At 72.1% G+C, this 18344-nt stretch carries 13 protein-coding genes and 1 pseudogene; 9 read left to right on the forward strand and 5 right to left on the reverse strand.

The features are described from left to right. Window position 1 precedes the first annotated feature (1 nt). The gene (locus HIR71_RS03390) at window positions 2–1297 is read right to left on the reverse strand and encodes an ABC transporter substrate-binding protein (RefSeq protein ID WP_169323432.1); all 1296 of its coding nucleotides are present in this window, start codon (window positions 1295–1297) and stop codon (window positions 2–4) included. A 112-nt stretch (window positions 1298–1409) separates the two neighbouring features. Here HIR71_RS03390 and HIR71_RS03395 point away from each other — a divergent pair, with 112 nt between their 5' ends. From HIR71_RS03395 to HIR71_RS03410, 4 genes and pseudogenes are all read left to right on the forward strand, one after another. Then, window positions 1410–2429, forward strand: a complete 1020-nt coding sequence (locus HIR71_RS03395) for a LacI family DNA-binding transcriptional regulator (protein ID WP_311836056.1) — start codon at window positions 1410–1412, stop codon at window positions 2427–2429. Between the two features lie 53 nt (window positions 2430–2482). After that, the gene (locus HIR71_RS03400) at window positions 2483–3445 is read left to right on the forward strand and encodes an acetylxylan esterase (RefSeq protein WP_169323436.1); all 963 of its coding nucleotides are present in this window, start codon (window positions 2483–2485) and stop codon (window positions 3443–3445) included. Window positions 3446–3477: 32 nt separating this feature from the next. Beyond that, the gene (locus HIR71_RS03405) at window positions 3478–4776 is read left to right on the forward strand and encodes an endo-1,4-beta-xylanase (RefSeq protein WP_211373720.1); all 1299 of its coding nucleotides are present in this window, start codon (window positions 3478–3480) and stop codon (window positions 4774–4776) included. A gap of 78 nt (window positions 4777–4854) precedes the next feature. Then, a pseudogene (locus HIR71_RS03410) lies at window positions 4855–5400 on the forward strand (hypothetical protein); the annotation flags it as partial. A gap of 87 nt (window positions 5401–5487) precedes the next feature. Here the strand turns inward: HIR71_RS03410 and HIR71_RS03415 are convergent. After that, complete coding sequence (locus HIR71_RS03415) at window positions 5488–6342, reverse strand: urea carboxylase-associated family protein (RefSeq protein WP_169323439.1); 855 nt, start codon at window positions 6340–6342, stop codon at window positions 5488–5490. A 77-nt stretch (window positions 6343–6419) separates the two neighbouring features. Next, window positions 6420–7085: a GntR family transcriptional regulator gene (locus tag HIR71_RS03420; RefSeq protein WP_169323441.1), complete on the reverse strand. Its 666-nt coding sequence runs from the start codon at window positions 7083–7085 to the stop codon at window positions 6420–6422. A 154-nt stretch (window positions 7086–7239) separates the two neighbouring features. Between HIR71_RS03420 and HIR71_RS17675 the strand changes: the two genes are divergently transcribed. From HIR71_RS17675 to HIR71_RS03440, 4 genes are all read left to right on the forward strand, one after another. Beyond that, window positions 7240–9651 carry an ABC transporter permease subunit gene (locus HIR71_RS17675; RefSeq protein ID WP_282959225.1) on the forward strand — a complete coding sequence of 804 codons (2412 nt, stop codon included), beginning with the start codon at window positions 7240–7242 and terminating at the stop codon, window positions 9649–9651. A gap of 71 nt (window positions 9652–9722) precedes the next feature. Continuing rightward, window positions 9723–10478, forward strand: coding sequence for a LamB/YcsF family protein (locus tag HIR71_RS03430; protein WP_169323443.1), 756 nt, complete (start codon window positions 9723–9725; stop codon window positions 10476–10478). Beyond that, window positions 10475–12106, forward strand: a complete 1632-nt coding sequence (locus HIR71_RS03435; protein ID WP_311836057.1) for a 5-oxoprolinase subunit B/C family protein — start codon at window positions 10475–10477, stop codon at window positions 12104–12106. The genes HIR71_RS03430 and HIR71_RS03435 overlap by 4 nt, the downstream gene beginning before the upstream one ends. 13 nt (window positions 12107–12119) lie before the next feature. Beyond that, window positions 12120–13874 carry an acetyl/propionyl/methylcrotonyl-CoA carboxylase subunit alpha gene (locus HIR71_RS03440; protein ID WP_169323447.1) on the forward strand — a complete coding sequence of 585 codons (1755 nt, stop codon included), beginning with the start codon at window positions 12120–12122 and terminating at the stop codon, window positions 13872–13874. 352 nt (window positions 13875–14226) lie between these two features. On the opposite strand, the gene HIR71_RS03445 is transcribed toward HIR71_RS03440, so the two are convergent. Both HIR71_RS03445 and xylA read right to left on the reverse strand, forming a co-directional pair. Continuing rightward, on the reverse strand, window positions 14227–15660 hold the full coding sequence (locus tag HIR71_RS03445; RefSeq protein ID WP_169323448.1) for a xylulokinase: 1434 nt from the start codon (window positions 15658–15660) through the stop codon (window positions 14227–14229). 3 nt (window positions 15661–15663) lie between these two features. Beyond that, complete coding sequence (gene xylA, locus HIR71_RS03450) at window positions 15664–16851, reverse strand: xylose isomerase (RefSeq protein WP_169323450.1); 1188 nt, start codon at window positions 16849–16851, stop codon at window positions 15664–15666. A gap of 67 nt (window positions 16852–16918) precedes the next feature. Here xylA and HIR71_RS03455 point away from each other — a divergent pair, with 67 nt between their 5' ends. After that, window positions 16919–18235 carry an ROK family transcriptional regulator gene (locus tag HIR71_RS03455; protein ID WP_169323451.1) on the forward strand — a complete coding sequence of 439 codons (1317 nt, stop codon included), beginning with the start codon at window positions 16919–16921 and terminating at the stop codon, window positions 18233–18235. The last annotated feature ends 109 nt before the right edge of the window (window positions 18236–18344 follow it).

An 18344-nucleotide genomic window follows, 5' to 3' on the forward strand; every position in this document is an offset into this window, starting at 1 on the left:
ATCACTCGCTGTCGGCCGCGGCCTGGGTCGCGTCGACGATGTCCTGCGGACTTCCCTGCCCGGCGAACATCAGCGCGATCGCGTCGTTCATCGCACCGCCGACGTTCTCCCCGAACAGGGTGTCGAGGTACAGCTGGACGTACGGCGCCTCGTCGCGGACGGTGACGAGCTGGGCGAGCGCCGGGTCCTTCACCGACCCCGTCGCGGCCGGGTTGGTCGGCACGCCCATGTCGTTCTCCGCGAAGCCGATCTGCACCTCGTCGCTGAGCAGGTACTTGATGAAGTCGACGCACTCCGGCGGGGCCTCCGCGGAGCAGGCCCACGCGTCGCCACCACCCAGCGGCGCGGTCGGGTCACCCTCACCGCCGTCGACAGCCGGGAACGGGAACCAGCCGGTGTTCTCGCCGAGCCCCTTCTTGTCCTCGGTGAGGCCCTGCATGACACCGGGCTCCCAGTGACCGGCGAGCTCCATCGCGACCTTTCCGGTGGCCAGCAGACCCGAGGCGCTGGTACCGCCGGTCTGGGCGGGGGTGGCCAGGAAACCGGAGTTGAACGGCTCCTTCTCGACGAGCTCCTGCAGGTCCTCGCCGGCCTTCACGAAGCACTCGTCGGAGAAGTCGCGGGACGCGGCAGCGTCGGTGAGGACCTCCTGGCTGCACTCCCGGACGGCGAAGTAGTACCAGTAGTGCGCAGCCGGCCACTTGTCGCCGGCGCCGACCGAGATGGGTTCGATGCCCGCGGCCTTCAGCTTGTCGATGGCCTCGTACAGGTCGTCCATCGTCGCCGGAGCCTGCGTGATACCGGCCTGCTGGAAGAGCGCCTTGTTGTACCAGAAGCCCACGACGCCGACGGAGAAGGGCAACGCGTACGTCTTGTCCTGGTACTGCCAGCCCGAGATCGAGGGGCCGATCATCTCGATCTCGTCGGCCGCCGCCTCGGAGAGGTCCTGGACGAGACCCGCCTCGACGTGCGAGGCGAGCTCGCCGCCGCCCCGCTCCATGTAGACGTCGGGCGCGGCACCGGTCTGGAAGGCCGCGTCGAGCTTGGTGAGCATGTCCTCGTGCGCCATCGCACTGATCTCGATGGTCACACCCGGGTTGTCCGCCTCGAAGTCGGCAGCCACCTGCTCGTAGTACGCCTTGCCGGGATCGTTGTTCGAGTTGTGCCACCAGGTCAGGACGTTGTCCCCATCAGCAGCCTCGGACCCGGTGTCGCCGCCCGCACCCCCGCATGCGCCGAGGATCATCGCGGCGCCGGCGCCCAGCGCCACGGCCGAGAGGGCTCGCTTGCTCGCCATAGTGAGCTTCCTTCGTCGTCGTTGACATCAAGAACCCGACGAGGATGCCACGGCCGTTTTGTCGGTGTCAATCGTTATCGATAACGGTTTAGTTCCGGTTACGATGGTGCGCGTGACCGACCAGCTGCAGCGCGTGACCATCCACGACGTGGCGCGTACCGCCGGGGTGTCCGCCGCCACGGTGTCGAAGGTGATCAACGGCAGGTACGGGGTGGCTTCCGCCACCGTGCAGCGGGTGCAGAAGGTGATCGACGACCTCGGGTACGAGTCGAGCCTGGTCGCGCGCAGCCTGCGCAGCCACCGGACTAACGTCGTCGGGATCTTGGTGGCGGAGTTCGAGCCCTTCAGCACCGAGATCCTCAAGGGCGTCTCGCAGGCGGTCGGCGGCACGGGGTACGAGCTGCTGGCCTACTCGGGCGGCGGCCGCGCGGGCACCTCGGTCGGCTGGGAGCGTCGCTACCTCTCTCGCCTCGGCGGGACTCTGATCGACGGCGCGATCCTCGTCACCCCGACCGTCGTCGACTCCGGCGGGTCCGTCCCCGTGGTCGCCATCGACCCGCACTCCGGGCCGTCGGGCATGCCCACGGTGGACTCGGACAACTTCACTGGCGCCCTGGTCGCCACCGAGCACCTGCTCGAGCTGGGGCACCGCCGTGTGGGCTTTCTCGGAGGGCGCCCGGACCTGGAGTCGTCCCGGTTGCGGGAGGAGGGGTACCGGACGGCGCTGGCCACCGCCGGCATTCCCGTCGAGCCGGAGCTCATGCGTGTCGGCGGCTACCGTCGCGAGAGCGCGCACGAGCCGGCGCACGAGCTCCTGTCGCTCCCGCAGCGCCCGACCGCGATCTTCGCGGCCAACGACCTCTCGGCCATCGGCACCATGGACGTCGCACGCGAGCTCGGGCTCAGGATCCCGGACGACCTCTCGATCGTGGGCTTCGACAACGTGCCCGAGTCGGTGCTGACCAGTCCCCCGCTCACGACCATCAGCCAACCGATCCAGCTGATGGGGTCCGAGGCCCTGCGGCTGCTGATCCACCTCATGGACGGCACCGACGAGCGCAGCACGCACGTCCAACTGCCCACCGAGCTCATCGAGCGTGCCTCGACCGGGGCGCCCGCGACTTCGGCCTGACTGGGCTCGGGTTACCGCGCTCCTGGAACGGCCCGCCTCAACGAGGAGGACACGTGTACACCGACCTGCCCGACACCGAGCTCTGGCATCACCGCAGCAACCACGCCGAACCGGCCGACTTCGACGCGTTCTGGACGCGCACGCTGGACGAGGCCCGCGTCCACGACGTGGCACCGCGACTGACCGCGGTGGCGAGCCCCTTGACCACGCTCGAGGTTCATGACGCCGTCTTTCCGGGGTTCGGCGGCGAGCCCATCCGCGCCTGGTACCGGCGCCCGGCCGGGGTCGACCGACCGCTACCCGTGGTCGTGCAGTACGTCGGCTACGGCGGCGGGCGTGGGAGTCATCTCGAGAACCTCCTGTGGGCGTCGGCGGGCTACGCCCACCTGCAGATGGACACGCGAGGGCAGGGCGCCACGTGGAGCCGCGGCGACACACCGGACCTGTGGGGCTCCGGGCCGCAGGTGCCGGGGGTGATGACCCGTGGCATCGAGGACCCGGAGCAGTACTACTACCGCCGGCTGTACACCGACGGCGTCCGGGCGGTCGACGCGGCCCGCAGGCTCCCGGGCGTCGACCCAGACCGCGTCGCGGTCCTCGGGCAGAGCCAGGGCGGCGCGATCGCGCTCGCCGTCGGCGGCCTCGTGCCTGACCTGGCCGCCGTCGTCTCGCTCGTGCCCTTCCTGTGCGACATCGCGCGCGCGATCGTCATCACGGACGAGTACCCCTTCCGCGAGGTGACCGACTACCTCGCCACCCACCGCGACAAGGTCGACGCCGCCCTGCGCACCCTCGCCTACGTCGACGGCACCCACTTCGCACGACGCAGCCATGCGCCGGCGCGGTTCTCCGCCGCCCTCATGGACGCCGTCGTGCCGCCGTCGACCGTCTTCGCCGCGCACAACGTGTACGCGGGCCCCAAGGAGATGCGGGTCTGGCCGTACAACGGCCACGAGGCGGGCGCCGCGCACGACGACGCGGAAGCCCTCGGGTTCCTCGCTCGCACCCTCGCGTAGCGACCGACGACGTTTCTCAGCGAGGAGCACCCATGACACCCCCGACGAGCGCGACCGCGCCCGACCTGTCGATGGCGCACCACACGGCCGATGCGACGCTCACCGTGCTCGGTCCCGACGGCCTGCCCCTGGCCGACCACGAGGTGACGGTCGAGCAGACCGGCCACCGGTTCGGGTTCGGCAACATCGGCTTCGACCTGATCGCGCTCGCCAACGCGGAGACGGATGCCGCGCCGGAGAGCCCGTTCGGCGGCGCGGCGCCCGCCCAGGGCGACCACCTGGCCGAGCTGTGGCTCGACCTGTTCAACACCGCGACGCTGCCGTTCTACTGGGCCGGCTTCGAGCCCGAGCCGGGCCGGCCCGACACGCAGCGGCTGCTACGCGCGGCGCGATGGTTCGCCGACCGCGGCTGCGCGGTGAAGGGTCATCCCCTCGTGTGGCACACACTGGCCCCCGACTGGCTGCCTGAGCTGTCGACCGACGAGGTCGAGGCTGCCGTCCGCGCGCGGATCAGGCGCGAGGTGACCGACTTCCGGGGAGTCGTGGACGTGTGGGACGCCATCAACGAGGTCGTCATCATGCCGGTGTTCGTCAACGAGGAGCACCGCAACGGGATCACCCGGCTGTGCTGGGAGCGCGGCCGCATCGCGACGATCCGCCTGGCGTTCGAGGAAGCACGCGCGGCGAACCCGTCGGCGACGCTCCTGCTCAACGACTTCAACCTGTCCTCCGCCTACGAGTGTCTCGTGGAAGGCGTCCTCGAGGCCGGCATCCAGGTCGACGCGCTCGGGCTGCAGAGCCACATGCACCAGGGCTACTGGGGCGAGGAGCGCACCCTGGAGACGCTCGAGAGGTTCGCCCGGTTCGGGCTGCCGATCCATCTCACGGAGAGCACCCTGCTGTCCGGTCAGCTGATGCCCCCAGAGATCGTCGACCTCAACGACTACCAGATCCCGTCGTGGCCCTCGACGCCCGACGGCGAGGCACGGCAGGCCGAGGAGATCGTCCGGCACTACCGCACGCTGCTCTCGCACCCCTCTGTGGAGGCGATCACCTACTGGGGCCTGTCCGACGACGGCTCGTGGCTGGGCGCCCCCGTGGGACTCGTCCGCTCCGACGGCACCACGAAGCCGTCGTACGACGCACTGCGCGCGCTGGTCAAGGGCGAGTGGTGGCTTCCGGAGACGACGCTGCGCACGGACGCCGCCGGGCGGGTGCGGGTCCGGGGCTTCCTCGGCGACTACCGGCTCCGGGCACGTGGCGCCGAGGCCGGCTTCGCGCTGACGGCGGCCGGCGAGGTCACGACCGAGGTGACGCTGCCGGCGTCGTGAGGCGTAGCCGGACAGGACCGCCGCGCCCCTGCGGCGGCAGTCCGGCGTGCCCACCGCGAGCACGACGACGCCGACGGCGGGTCGGCGGTCGGGCAGGCCGGTGGGGTGCTGTTGACCGGTGCGGTGCGGGCCAGTGGTCTGGACGTCGCGTTGAGCGCCGCGCTGGCGCCGTCGCGGGTGCGGTTCGCGACGCACGACCAGGCCAAGGTGCTGCTCGACCTCGGGGTGACACTCGCGCTCGGCGGGGACGCCTGCTCGGACCTGGCCACGGTCCGGGCCGAGCCGGCGGTGTTCGGCCAGGTGGCCTCCGACCTGACGGCCTCGCGGACCCTGGCACGGCGGGCAGGCGACGCGGACACGGTGCTGGTGGCACGACGGCGCCGGGGGCTCCCGCCAGGTCATCGAGGCCTTGATCCGCCGCCGGCTGGCCTACTCCGTCGGGTTCACGCTGCCGGAGCACACCCCGGACCTGCTCAAACGCACACCAGAGTTATGTGGGCCACGGCCCTGGACGCCCACGACGAAGTCCGCGACGGGGCGTGGGTCGCCGAGCTCACCGACCTCGGCCCGCTTCCGCCCGTTCCGATCCATCGCGCTTCCCGTCAGACGGTCATCTGCCCGTGACACCCTGGCCATCGCGGGCATTCTCGTTCTCCGCCACACCCCCGAAGCCCTCCGGATCGGTGGATCGCAGCTGAGCGGCCCCAGGTTTCATTCCCACGGCTGCGCGCGTAGACCGTGACCTCCGCCATACGCAGGAGAGGTCGGCGCGCTCCAGCCGGCGAGGACGGCGTCGTCGAGCTTGTAGACCTCGATGCCGATCGGGTGGCACACCTCGATGGGATCGTGGGCGTCCGGTCCCCACAGAGGCACGGACAGGTCGCCGCCCGGGCAGGTGGACAGCGCCATGAGCAGGTCCTGCTCGGCGAAGAGCTCGAAGTGGTCCCCCGGCGTGGCCGGGCACGACTTCATGAAGTACTGGTCCCTGTCGTTGAGACCGGTGCACTGGAACACGTTGAGGACGTCGTGGACGTCGAACTCGGTGAGCCCGAACGGGCGCACCGCGCGCGTGAGGTTGGAGTGGCAGTGGAAGTCGAAGTCCGCGCCCGTGAGGAGCCGGTTGACGTAGGGGTCGCAGCGGGTACCGAGCGTGTCGTGGACGCGGCCGCCCTCGGCGTCGACGCCGTAGCTCTCGAGGGTGTCGGCGGTAATGGTCGCGAGCGGCCGGAGGTAGGGCAGCGTCGACCACAGCCGGTCGAAGGTGGTGACGTGCGCAGCCTGGAGCTGGCGGGTGCGGGCCGCCCAGAAGCGCTCGCGAGGGTTGTGCCGGTTCCAGATGTTGAGGTCCCCCACCTGCGGGCCCTCGACAGTGACGATCCGGCAGACGTGCCCGGCGGGGACCTCCCAGGCCCTGCCGGACCGGACGGGGATCTCGAACTTCTCGACGAGCGTCCGGCCCCCCTCGTGCGCGATCGCCCCGTAGAGGACGTGGTCGACCTCGAGAGCGGGTCCCTGGTAGGCGGCGTCGGTGAGGGAGGACCCGGTCGTCGCGGCGTCTGTCGTCATGGTGTGGTTCCTTTCGTCGCGGTCGTCTCGACCTGGTCGGTGCAGCGTGGCGGCGCCGTGCTCACGGACGGTGAGGGTTAGCCCGCCCGCTCGGCCGCGCGGATCCCGTCGACGACGAGCCCCTCGGACTCGTAGAGGTACTCGAGCAGCCGGGCCTCCGCCTCGGTCCGGCGGCCGCTCACGACGAGGTCCGCGATCTGCCGGTCCAGCGCGACCCACTGCAGCTGGAACTCGCCCTCGTCGGGCATGACGGCGAACGCGAGCCGGAGCTGGGCGGCGATCGTGTCGTAGAAAGCGTTCAGTCGTGCGGAGCCGGCGAGTGCCACGAGGGAGCGGTGGAAGGCGAGGCTGGCCGTGCCGACGTGGGACGCCGCACCGGCTCGGGCGTACTGCTCCACCGTGGTGGCGGCCCGCTCGACGTCCTGCAGGAGGCCGTCGTCGGCGTGGGCGCTCTGGCGGACGGCGGCAGTCTCCATGAGCCGACGCACGAGGTAGATGTCCCGCACGTCGGCCGCCGTGAGCGAGCGCACGGAGCTGCCGGAGTTGCGCACCGACCGGACGAGACCGTCCGCTCCGAGCAGCCTGAGCGCGTCGCGGACGGTGTGACGCGACACGCCGTACTCCTCCGCGAGGGCCGTGTCGACGAGCCGGTTCCCGGGCGGCAGCTCGCCGGCCGTGATGCGCTCCCGCAGGTGCGCCTGGACGGCCTCGGCCGCCGAGACGTGGGGGGCTCTCGTGGACATGAAGCGCACCCTAGCATCGTTCAACAATCACAAGATCCGAACCGCCGCATGATCTGCATGTCCAGGCGTCGCGAGCAGGTCTCTCGTGGTGGTCGCACTCACCTGCCTGCAAAGCATTGACGGGATTGTTGAGCAATCGCTAGGTTCACACCTCATGACGTCCACACCAGCCCGACGCGGCCTCGCGGCGGTCGGCTCCTTCGTCGCCGCCTTGGGGCTCACCGCCGTGCCCCTCGACGCCGCGTCCGCAAGCACCGACGACGGCACGCTGGTCGTCGGCTCGGACCTCACCTACCCGCCGTACGCGTACCTGGAGGCCGGACGACCCGCCGGTTTCGACGCCGACTTCTCCCGCGCCCTCGGTGAGCGGCTCGCCGTCGACGTCGAGTTCGTCGACACGCGGTTCGAGCAGCTGATCACCAACCTCGGGGCCGGCCACTTCGACGTGATCGCTTCCGCTCTCTACATCACCGAGGAGCGCGCGAACGAGGTCGACTACATCCCCTACTTCACGACGGGCAACTCGATCGTCACGCCCACCGGTGCCGACCCCGCGGTCATCGCCGCGGACCTCTGCGGCCGCACCGTGGCCGTCATCAAGGGTGGCGACGTCGCGAACCAGCTCCGCGGCGAGGCATCGGACGACTGCGCCGAGGCAGGCGAGTCCCCGATCGACGTCCGCGACTTCACGACCGACTCGGAGGGGACCCAGGCCCTGCTCGCCGGTCAGGTCGATGCACAGGTCAGTGACGCCGCCGTCGCCAAGGTCGTCGTCGACACCTCGGGCGGCCGGCTCGCCATCACGAGCGAGGAGCTCCTGTTCCCCGTCCCGGTAGGGCTCGCCGTCGCCAAGGGCAACTCCGAGCTGGCGGAGCAGATCCGGGACGGCGTCGACGTCATGAAGGCCGACGGCACCTACGCCGACCTGCTCGCCCGATACAACCTGGCCGAGCCCACGGATGCGGAGGTCGCAGCCGCGCTCGGTGACCAGTCGCCGACGGCGGGCGGCTCGGACGCCGGCGGGTTCGCCTTCGACTGGCAGTACGCCCTGAGCCTCTTCGGGCACTCCGACTTCTGGTCGGCGACCCTCACCGTCATGGCCCTCGCCGTCCCGGCATGGTTGCTTGCTGTCGGCCTCGGGATGCTGGTGGCCCTCGGCCGCCAGTCTCGGCACCCCTGGCTGCGCAAGACGCTCGAGGCGTACGTCTGGTTCTTCCGGTCGCTGCCGCTCCTGGTGCTGCTGATCTTCGTCTACAACGTGCCGCAGGTGGTCCCCGAGCTGCGTGCGCTGGTCGGCTCCCCCTACATGGCCGGCCTGGTCGCCCTCGTCCTCTCGGAGACCGCGTACATCTCCGAGATCCACCGCGGCGGTCTCATGTCCGTCGCGGCCGGTCAGGGCGAGGCCGGCAAGGCTCTGGGCATCCCGTGGCGCGGCGTGCAGCGGCACGTCGTGATCCCGCAGGCCTTCCGCGTGGCGCTGCCCGCGCTGGGCAACCAGTTCGTCACGATCATCAAGCTGACGTCGCTGGTCTCCGCCATCTCCCTGACGGAGATCCTCCTGGTCGGCCAGCGGCTGTACACCCAGAACTTCAAGGTCCTCGAGACCCTGCTGGTAGTCGCCGTCTTCTACGTCATGCTCGTGACGGTGTTCGATCAGCTGCTACGCCTGCTCGAACGACGCCTGGACGTCTCGCGCCGCCACACCGCGGTCCGGCAGGCCGCAGCGGGCGATGACGTCATCCCGACACCCACCGATCCGACGCCGACGCCGCACACGGGTGAGGTCGTCCTGGAGACGGTCGGAGCTCGCAAGTCCTTCGGCGAGAACGCGGTGCTGAGCGGCGTCGACCTCAAGGTCCACAAGGGTGAGGTCGTCGCCATCATCGGCCCCTCCGGCTCCGGCAAGACCACCCTGATCCGGACGCTCAACGCGATGGAGTCCATCGACGACGGCGACGTGCTCTACCGCGGCAAGCCAGTCGGGTACACCAGGCTCCACGACGGCACCCGCGTGCCCGTCTCCGACCGCACGCTCGCCGCCACGCGTCAGCACATCGGCATGGTGTTCCAGCAGTTCAATCTCTTCCCGCACAAGACCGTGCTGGAAAACGTCACGTTCGCCCCGGTCGAGCTCGGCAAGCTGCCGGCCGGGACTGCGAAGTTCATGGCCATGAAGCAGTTGCGCAAGGTCGGCATGGCGGCACACGCCGACAAGTACCCGCACCAGCTCTCCGGCGGCCAGCAGCAGCGCGTGGCCATCGCCCGTGCCCTGGCGATGGAGCCGGACGCCATCCTCTTCGACGAACCCACCTCAGCCCTGGACCCCGAGCTGGTCGACGAAGTCCTCAAGGTGATGACCGATCTCGCGGCGGAGGGCATGACCATGGTTGTCGTGACGCACGAGATGCGGTTCGCCCGGGCGGTCGCCGACTGGGTGATCTTCATGGACCAGGGCGCTGTCGTCGAGGAGGGACCGGCCGAGCGTGTCATCAACGCTCCCGAGCACGAGCGGACGCGCAAGTTCCTCGCCCGGGTCATGCCGTCCGTGCAGATCGCTCCCCGCTGACGCAGCCCACGGCCGGTCCAGCGCCACGCTCGCACCGGGCGCGCACGTCCTCGAGCAAGGAAGGAGACCCGATGTCGATCGACCTCAACAGCGACGTCGGCGAGTCGTTCGGTCAGTGGACCATGGGCGACGACGCCTCGATCATGAAGGTCGTCTCGAGCGCCAACGTGGCCTGCGGCTTCCACGCCGGTGATCCGATCACCGCCCGCCGCACCTGTACGGCGGCCGCGGAGTCTGGTGTCCACGTCGGCGCGCACGTGGCTTACCGCGACCTCGCCGGGTTCGGTCGCCGATTCATGGACGTCGACCCGGTCGAGCTCACCAACGAGGTGATCTACCAGATCGGGGCCCTTCAGGCGATCGCCGCCGCCGCCGGTACCTCCGTCACCTACGTCAAGCCGCACGGGGCCTTGTACAACACGATCGCCCACCACCGCGAGCAGGCCCACGCCGTCGTCGAGGCCATCCGCACGGTCGACGACAGCCTGCCGATCCTCTGCCTGCCCGCAAGCGTCATCCAGGCCGAGGCCGAGAAGGCGGGGCTGCGCGCTGTCGTCGAGGCCTTCGCGGACCGCGCCTACAACGCCGACGGCACGCTCGTCTCCCGCCGCCTTCCAGGCTCCGTCATCCACGACCCCGACGTCGTCGCCGCCCGCGTCGTGCGCATGGCGACCGAGCGCACGGTCAAGACGATCGACGGCCAGGTGATCGATGTGGACGCCGAGAGCGTATGCGTCCACGGGGACACCGCCGGCGCCGTCGCCATCGCGACTGCCGTCCGCGCCGGGCTGGAGCAGGCCGGCGTGCCGGTGACGAGCTTCCTGTGAGCGCTCGCCGGACCGTCCGGCGCGTCGGCGACCGGGCGCTCCTTGTCGAGTGCGCGGACCTCGACGAGGTCGTCGCCTTGCACGCGCGCCTTGTCGCCGCGCCGCTCGACGGCCAGGGGGACGTTCTCGCCGCCGCGCGGACCGTCCTCGTGCGCCTGACGACGCCGACCGCCCGCGCGCGCGTCGCGCGGGCCCTCGCGGAGCTCCCCGCCGACCGGGTGACGCCGCGGTCCGACGGCCGCCTCGTCACGGTCGACACCGTCTACGACGGTGCGGACCTCGCCGACGTGGCCCAGCTGACCGGGCTGAGTCCTGAGGGGGTTGTCGATGCCCACACCGGCCAGGTCTGGACGGCGGCGTTCGGCGGGTTCGCGCCGGGCTTCGCGTACCTCGTCGGCGAGAACGACACCCTCGACGTCCCTCGGCGCCGCACCCCGCGCACGGCCGTGCCCGCCGGCTCCGTCGCCCTGGCTGGCAACTTCTCCGCCATCTACCCGCGCGAGTCGCCCGGCGGGTGGCAGCTCGTCGGCCGCACCGGCGAGCGCATGTGGGACCTCGATCGCGACCCGCCCGCGCTCGTTCGGCCCGGGGACCGGGTGAGGTACCGGGCCGTCCGGGAGGTCGTCACGACGACGGCCCCCGCCGGCTCGGTGACGTTCAGCAGTCCCCTCGCGGCGCCCGCGGCCCCGTCCGTCGCGGGATTCTCTCCGCGACGCGCCGCCGCGGGCCCGCACATGTCCGTACCGGCCCTCGTCGTCGTCAGCCCGGGCGTCCAGACGCTCGTCGAGGACCTCGGCCGTCCGGGGCTCTTCGACCTCGGCGTCAGCCCATCGGGCGCTCTCGATCGCGGCGCGGCCGCCCGCGCGAACCGGCTCGTCGGCAACCCCCGCGGCGCAGCCGTCCTCGAGACGGTGCCCGGCGGGGTCGAGTTCGGCGCGGCGGGCGACCTCGTCCTCGCCGTCACCGGAGCCCCGGCCCCCCTCACCGTCCGCACACCCGACGGCGGGGCGTGGCACCCACCGCCCGACGCGCCCTTCGCCCTCCGCGACGGCGAGACCCTGACCCTGGAGGTGCCAGCCGCGGGCCTGCGCTCCTACGTCGCCGTCCGCGGCGGCCTGGACGCGGTTGAGGTACTCGGCAGCCGGGCGACCGACGTCATGTCCGGCATCGGTCCCGCCCCGCTCGTCACGGGTGACGCACTGCCGATCGCGGACCCGCGGCCCCGCTCCGTCGTCGCCGCCCCCGAGGTCTCGCCCAGGATCGCACGCGGCACCGTCAGCGTCGCGGTCGTCCCCGGGCCGCGCGACGACTGGTTCACCGAAGAGGCGCGCTGCTCGCTGGTCGAGCAGGACTGGACCGTCACGGACCGGTCCAATCGCATCGGGCTACGCCTTGACGGGCGGCCGCTCGAGCGCGCGGTCATGGCCCAGCTGCCGAGCGAGGGCACGATCGCGGGCGCGATCCAGGTCCCCGCGTCGGGACTGCCGGTGGTCTTCCTCGCCGACCACCCGGTCTCGGGTGGTTACCCCGTCATCGGCGTCGTCTCCGATGCCGACCTCGACCGCCTCGCCCAGGCCCGCCCGGGCGACGTCCTGCGGTTCGTCCCCGCCGACGAACCCACCAGCTGAAGGAAGCCCAGCCGTGCGCAAGCTCCTCATCGCCAACCGGGGCGAGATCGCCGTCCGCGTCGTCCACGCGTGCGCCGACGCCGGGCTGGTGTCCGTCGCCGTCTACGCCGACCCGGACGCCGACGCCCTCCACGTCGCGCTCGCCGACGAGGCCTACAGCCTCGACGGCATGACCGCCGCCGAGACTTACCTTGACATCGGCAAGCTCATCGCGATCGCTCGCCGCTCCGGCGCCGCCGCGGTCCACCCCGGGTACGGCTTCCTCGCCGAGAACGCCGACTTCGCTCAGGCAGTGCTCGACGCCGGCCTCACCTGGGTGGGCCCGTCGCCCCAGACCATCCGCGCCCTGGGGAACAAGGTCACGGCCCGCGAGATCGCCCGCCGCGCCGGCGCCCCGCTCGTGCCGGGCAGCGACGGGCCCGTGCCGTCCGCGGCAGAGGCACGGGCCTTCGCCGAGGCACATGGCTTGCCGATTGTCGTGAAGGCCGCCTTCGGCGGCGGTGGCCGGGGTCTGCGGGTGGTCCGCGACCTCGACGACGTCGAGCACGCCTTCGCGTCCGCGCAGGCGGAGGCACGGGCCGCGTTCGGTCGGGACGAGTGCTTCGTCGAGCGGTTCCTCGACCGGCCTCGGCACATCGAGGCCCAGGTGCTCGCCGACAGCCACGGTGCCGTGGTCGTCGTCGGGACCCGTGACTGCTCGCTGCAACGCCGCAACCAGAAGCTGGTCGAGGAGGCCCCCGCACCGTTTCTCACGGTGGACCAGCGGCGGCAGCTTCACGACGCCGCCCGAGCGATCTGCACCGAGGCCGGGTACGTGGGCGCCGGGACCGTGGAGTTCCTCCTCGGTGAGGACGGTTCCCTCTCGTTCCTCGAGGTCAACACCCGCCTCCAGGTCGAGCACCCGGTCACCGAGCTGACGTCCGGCATCGACCTCGTGGCCGCGCAGCTCGTCATCGCCGACGGCGGCGAGGTGCCCGTCCTGACGGATCCGGAGCCGTTCGGCCATGCGATCGAGCTGCGCATCAACGCCGAGGACGGCAGCCGCGGCTTCCTGCCCGCCACCGGCACGATCACCACCTTGCACCTGCCCACCGGGCCAGGCGTGCGGGTCGACACCGGCGTCCGCGCCGGGTCGGTGGTCTCGGGTCATTTCGACTCGCTCCTCGCCAAGGTCATCGTCCACGGCAGGGACCGCGACCACGCGCTGCGCCGGGCGCGGCGGGCGGCACGCGAGATGGAGATCGCTGGGGTCGCGACCGTGCTGCCGTTCCACCGCGCCGTTCTGGCCGATGATGCGTTCCACCGCGCCGACCGCCTGGGTGTGTGGACGACGTGGATCGAGAGCGAGCTCGTGCCACGCCTCGACACCGATCCTGAGTTCCGGCAGGCGCCGGTCGACGAGGGGCGTTGGCGCTTCGTCGTCGACGTCGACGGGCGCCGCGTGACACTCGGTCTGCCCGCTGACCTCCTCGACGCCTTTGCCGCTCGCGACGGCCTCGCCGTCGGCAGGCAGCCTGAGGAGCCCCAGGACCCGGCTGTCCTCGCGGCCCCGATGGGCGGGTCGCTCGTCCGCTGGCTCGTGTGCCCCGGGTCGCACGTGGACGAGAGTGAAGCCGTCCTCGTCCTCGAGGCGATGAAGATGGAGACGACCGTCGTGGCGCACCGAGCTGGGGTGCTCGAGCCCCGCGTGTCTGTCGGTGACCGGGTGCAGCAGGGTCAGGATCTGGCGCGAATAGCGCAGGAGGCCACGGACAACGTCGCCCGGTGACGGGCCTGCGCCTCGACCGAGCGACCGAAGGGCGACCGGCCGAGACAGGCACCGACGGCGCGAACGAGTCGCGGACCAGACCGTGCGCTGGGCCGAAGGCCACAAGGAGGCCGTCGACGATGCGCGCGACGTCCGCCTCCTCCGCCGTGGCCGCACCAGGCTGAGCAGAGAGAGAGCCGTCGGCGGACACCCGCGACGAACACCAGCTGACCGGCCGCGAGCAGGTCGCACGGGGACCGCACGCCGCGTCTGCGCGAGCGTCCGCCCATCGCGAGGACGGCGACGGCTGCCCTCCTCCCCGTGGGGATGGAATGCGCAGGGAGCGTCCGCGGTGCGGGCGACCCGTCCGGCGTCAGCTGCGGGTCGCGGTGAGCTCCCGCACGGCGGCGTACTGCTCGCGGATCTCGGGCGCGGACGCGGACGCGGAGGTCTCGGACACGGTGGCCACCGTCCACGCCGGGGGTCCCGCCCTGCCCGAGAGCACCCACGCGGCCTGCCGGGCGGCGCCGTCGGCGACGTACTCCCCCGGCGCCGGGACCGTGACGTCCATGCCGAGAACGGACGGCCCGATCCGGCGGACGGCCTCCGACTGCGCGCCGCCGCCGATCAGCAGGAGCCGACGCACCGGGACGCCCTGCGCCCGGACGGCGTCGAGGCCGTCGGCGAGTGCGCACAGCATGCCCTCCACAGCAGCCCGTGCCAGGTGCGCCGGCGTGGTGTTGGCCAGGCGCATCCCGTGCAGCGCACCCGTGGCCGTCGGCTTGTCGGGGGTCCGCTCGCCCTCGAGGTAGGGCACGAGCACGAGTCCGTCGGCGCCCGGCGGGGCCGACAAGGCCAGGGCGCTGAGCCCGGCGTGGTCGACGCCGAGCATGCGCGCCGCGGCGTCGAGCACGCGGGAGGCGTTGAGCGTGCAGGCGAGCGGGAGGTAGGCGCCGGTCGCGTCCGCGAAGCCGGCGACGAGCCCGCTGGGGTCCGTCGTGGGTGTGCGCGAGACTGCGGACACCACCCCGGATGTCCCGATCGAGATCGCGACGTCCCCCTCGCGCATCCCGAGTGCGAGAGCGGCCGCGGCGTTGTCGCCCGCGCCCGGCCCCAGGACCAGTCCTCCTGCGGCGGCCGCGGGCTCCGAGGGCCCGACGACGCGCGGCAGGGCGACCTGGCGGCCGAGCGCCAGCTCGAGGAGGTCCGGACGGTAGCTCTCGGTCCGAGGCGACCAGTACCCCGTGCCCGAGGCGTCGGAGCGGTCCGAGGTCAGCGCGTCGAGCCCTGCCGGCCCTGAGCCCGGCCCGTGCCCCGCCAGGCGCCACGTCAACCAGTCGTGCGGGAGCGCGACCGCGGCGACCCGGTCTGCGTTGCCGGGTTCGGCGTCGCGGAGCCAGCGCAGCTTGGTCACCGTCAGCGACGCGACCGGCACGGAGCCCACGGCGTCGGCCCACGCCTGGGCGCCGGCCGCCACGTCACCGCCGCCGAGCTCGCGGACGAGCTCGACGGCGGCCTGAGCCGAGCGGGTGTCGTTCCACAGCAGCGCATCGCGCACGACGGCGCCGTCGGCGTCGAGCGCGACCATGCCGTGCTGCTGCCCGCCCACGGCGAGCGCCGCGACGTCGTCCAGCCCACCGGCGGCCTCGATCGCTGCCTGCAGCGCGTCCCACCAGCGGTCCGGGTGGATCTCGGTGCCGTCGGGGTGGGTCGCACGGCCCGACCGGACCAGGGCCCCGGACTCCGCGTCGCGGATCACGACCTTGCAGGACTGGGTGGACGAGTCCACCCCGGCGACGAGAGGCACGGCTCAGCGCGCGCCGAGCGCGTGCTCGAGCGCGAGCTGGTTGAGCCGCACGAAGTGGAAGCCGCGCGCGGCGACGGCGTCCACGTCGAGGTCCTCGTACGCCGAGCGGTCGGCGAGCAGGTCCGCGAGCGTCTCGCCCTCCCCCAGGGTCGGCCGGGAGAGCTCCAGCACCCCCGCCGCCTCGAGCGCCTCCTGGACGTCCGGGTCGGCGCGGAAGGCGCGGGCGCGCTCGCGCAGGATGAGGTACGTGCGCATGTTCGCGAGCGCCGACTCCCACACGCCGTCAGCGTCCTCGGTGCGCGAGGGCTTGTAGTCGAAGTGCCGCGGGCCGTCGTAGCGCGGGCCGCCGCTCGGGAAGCCGTTCTCGACCAGGTCGACGGTCGCGAAGGCCGAGAACAGGTCGCCGTGGCCGAACACGAGGTCCTGGTCGTACTTGATGGACCGCTGCCCGTTGAGATCGATGTGGAACAGCTTGTCCGCCCACAGCGCCTGCGCGATTCCGCTCGTGTAGTTCAGGCCTGCCATCTGCTCGTGACCCGTCTCGGGGTTCACCCCGACGATGTCACCGTGCTCGAGCTCGGCGATGAACGCCAGCGCGTGCCCGACCGTGGGCAGCAGGATGTCGCCGCGCGGCTCGTTCGGCTTGGGCTCGATCGCGATCCGCAGCCCGTACCCCTGCTCCTTGATGTAGCCGGCGACGGTGTCGATGCCCTCCTTGTACCGGTCGTGCGCCGCCTTGAGATCCTTCGCCGCGTCGTACTCGGCACCCTCCCGGCCACCCCACATCACGAAGGTCTCGGCACCCATCTCCGCGGCGAGGTCGACGTTCTGCACGACCTTCCGAAGCCCGAAGCGACGCACCCGGCGATCGTTGGAGGTGAACGCGCCGTCCTTGAAGATCGGGTGGGCGAACGTGTCGGTGGTGACCATCTCGACCGTGATGCCGGTCTCGTCCAGCACGTCCTTGAACCGCCGCAGGATCTGGTCGCGTGTCGCGGCGTCGGACCCGAACGGCACGACGTCGTTGTCGTGGAACGTCACGTACGCGGCGCCGAGCTTCGCGAGCTGACGCACGGACTCCACCGGGTCCAGGTGCGCCCGCGTGGCCGAGCCGAACTGGTCGCGGGCCTCCCAGCCCACGGTCCACAGACCGAACGAGAACTTGTCCTGGGGGGTGGGGGTGAGGTCCATGCTGATCTCCTCGTCGAGACTTTGTTGTGTCATTTAACTTATGGCGTCCCCGCACTAGGGTCAACCCATGCGAAGCGATGACGGGCGACCCCGTGCAGCCACCGCCGTACGCCTGGGCGGCACGCCCGTCGACGCGCCGTGGCGCGGTGCGGCCCCCGCGAGGGCCGCACCGGCGCGCCAGGGGAGCCTGCGCGAGCACAATCTGCAGGTGGTCCTGGCCCGCGTGGTCGATGCGGACCCGCCGCCCTCCCGCGCCGACATCGCCGCCGCGACCGGGCTGACACGGAGCGCCGTCTCGGCGCTGGTGGACCGGTTGATCACGGCTGGGCTCGTCGCGGAGCTCGCACCGGTGCCGCCGCAGAGGGCCGGCCGGCCGGCCGTTCCCCTCGTGCCCGCGCGGCGCGCGTTCGCCGCGCTCGGCGCTGAGGTGAACGTCGACTACGTCGGCGTGCTGGCGCTCGACCTCGCCGGGGACGTGCTCGCGCGGCGGCAGGTCTGGGGGGACTTCCGCGGCAGCGACCCGGTCACCGTGCTGGCACGGCTCGCGGCTGTCGTCGAGGAGCTTCTCGCCGAGCTCGTCGCCGAGCCGGCGCCCGGAGGGCCGCCACGCATCGCCGGCATGGGACTGGCCCTCCCCGGCCTGGTCGACCGCGTCACCGGCCCACTGCGCCTGGCGCCGAACCTGGGCTGGCGCGACGTCGACGTCGTGGCGATCCTGGGCACCCACGCGCCGCTGACCGGCATCGCGATCGGCCTGGCCAACGAGGCGAACCTGGCCGCCCGGGCCGAGGCACGCACCGCGGGGGCCGACCGGAGCTTCCTCTACGTGTCCGGCGAGGTCGGCATCGGCGCGGCGATCGTGCTCGACGGCGAGGTCTTCTTCGGCCAGCACGGCTGGAGCGGGGAGCTGGGGCATACCGTCGTCGACCCCGCGGGTCCGCGTTGCTCCTGCGGGTCGACGGGCTGCCTGGAGCAGTACGCGGGCAAGGACGCTCTCCTGCGCAGCGCCGGGCTCGACGTCGCCCTCCCGATCGAGGCGCTCCGCGCGGCCGCCCACGCCGGCGACCCGGGCGCGGTCGCTGCCCTCGCCACGGGTGGCCGTGCGCTCGGGATCGCCATCGCCAACTTCGTCAACCTCGTCGACGTCGAGCAGATCGTCCTCGGCGGCATCTACGCACCGCTCGTCGACCACCTCGCACCACTCGTCACGGAGGAGCTCGGGACCCGCGTGCTGGCGGCGCCGTGGAAGCAGGCGGGCGTCCGCGCGGCTCGCTCCCGACAGGACGCGGCGATGACCGGCGCGGCGCTCACGGTGCTGAGCACGATCCTCACCGACCCCGCGGCGTGGGTGCCGTTCGACGCCCCGCCCCCCGAGCTCGGGTAGGGGCGGGGCGCCGCCCGCCCCCAGCGGCGACGAGCCCGTCGGCGCGCAGGCACGGCGTTCCCAGCGAACCCCGCGTCGGGCCGAACCTCGACTCCCGTGGATCTCACCG

The sequence above is a fragment of the Cellulomonas fimi genome (assembly GCF_012952065.1).
GTDB lineage: Bacteria > Actinomycetota > Actinomycetes > Actinomycetales > Cellulomonadaceae > Pengzhenrongella > Pengzhenrongella fimi_A.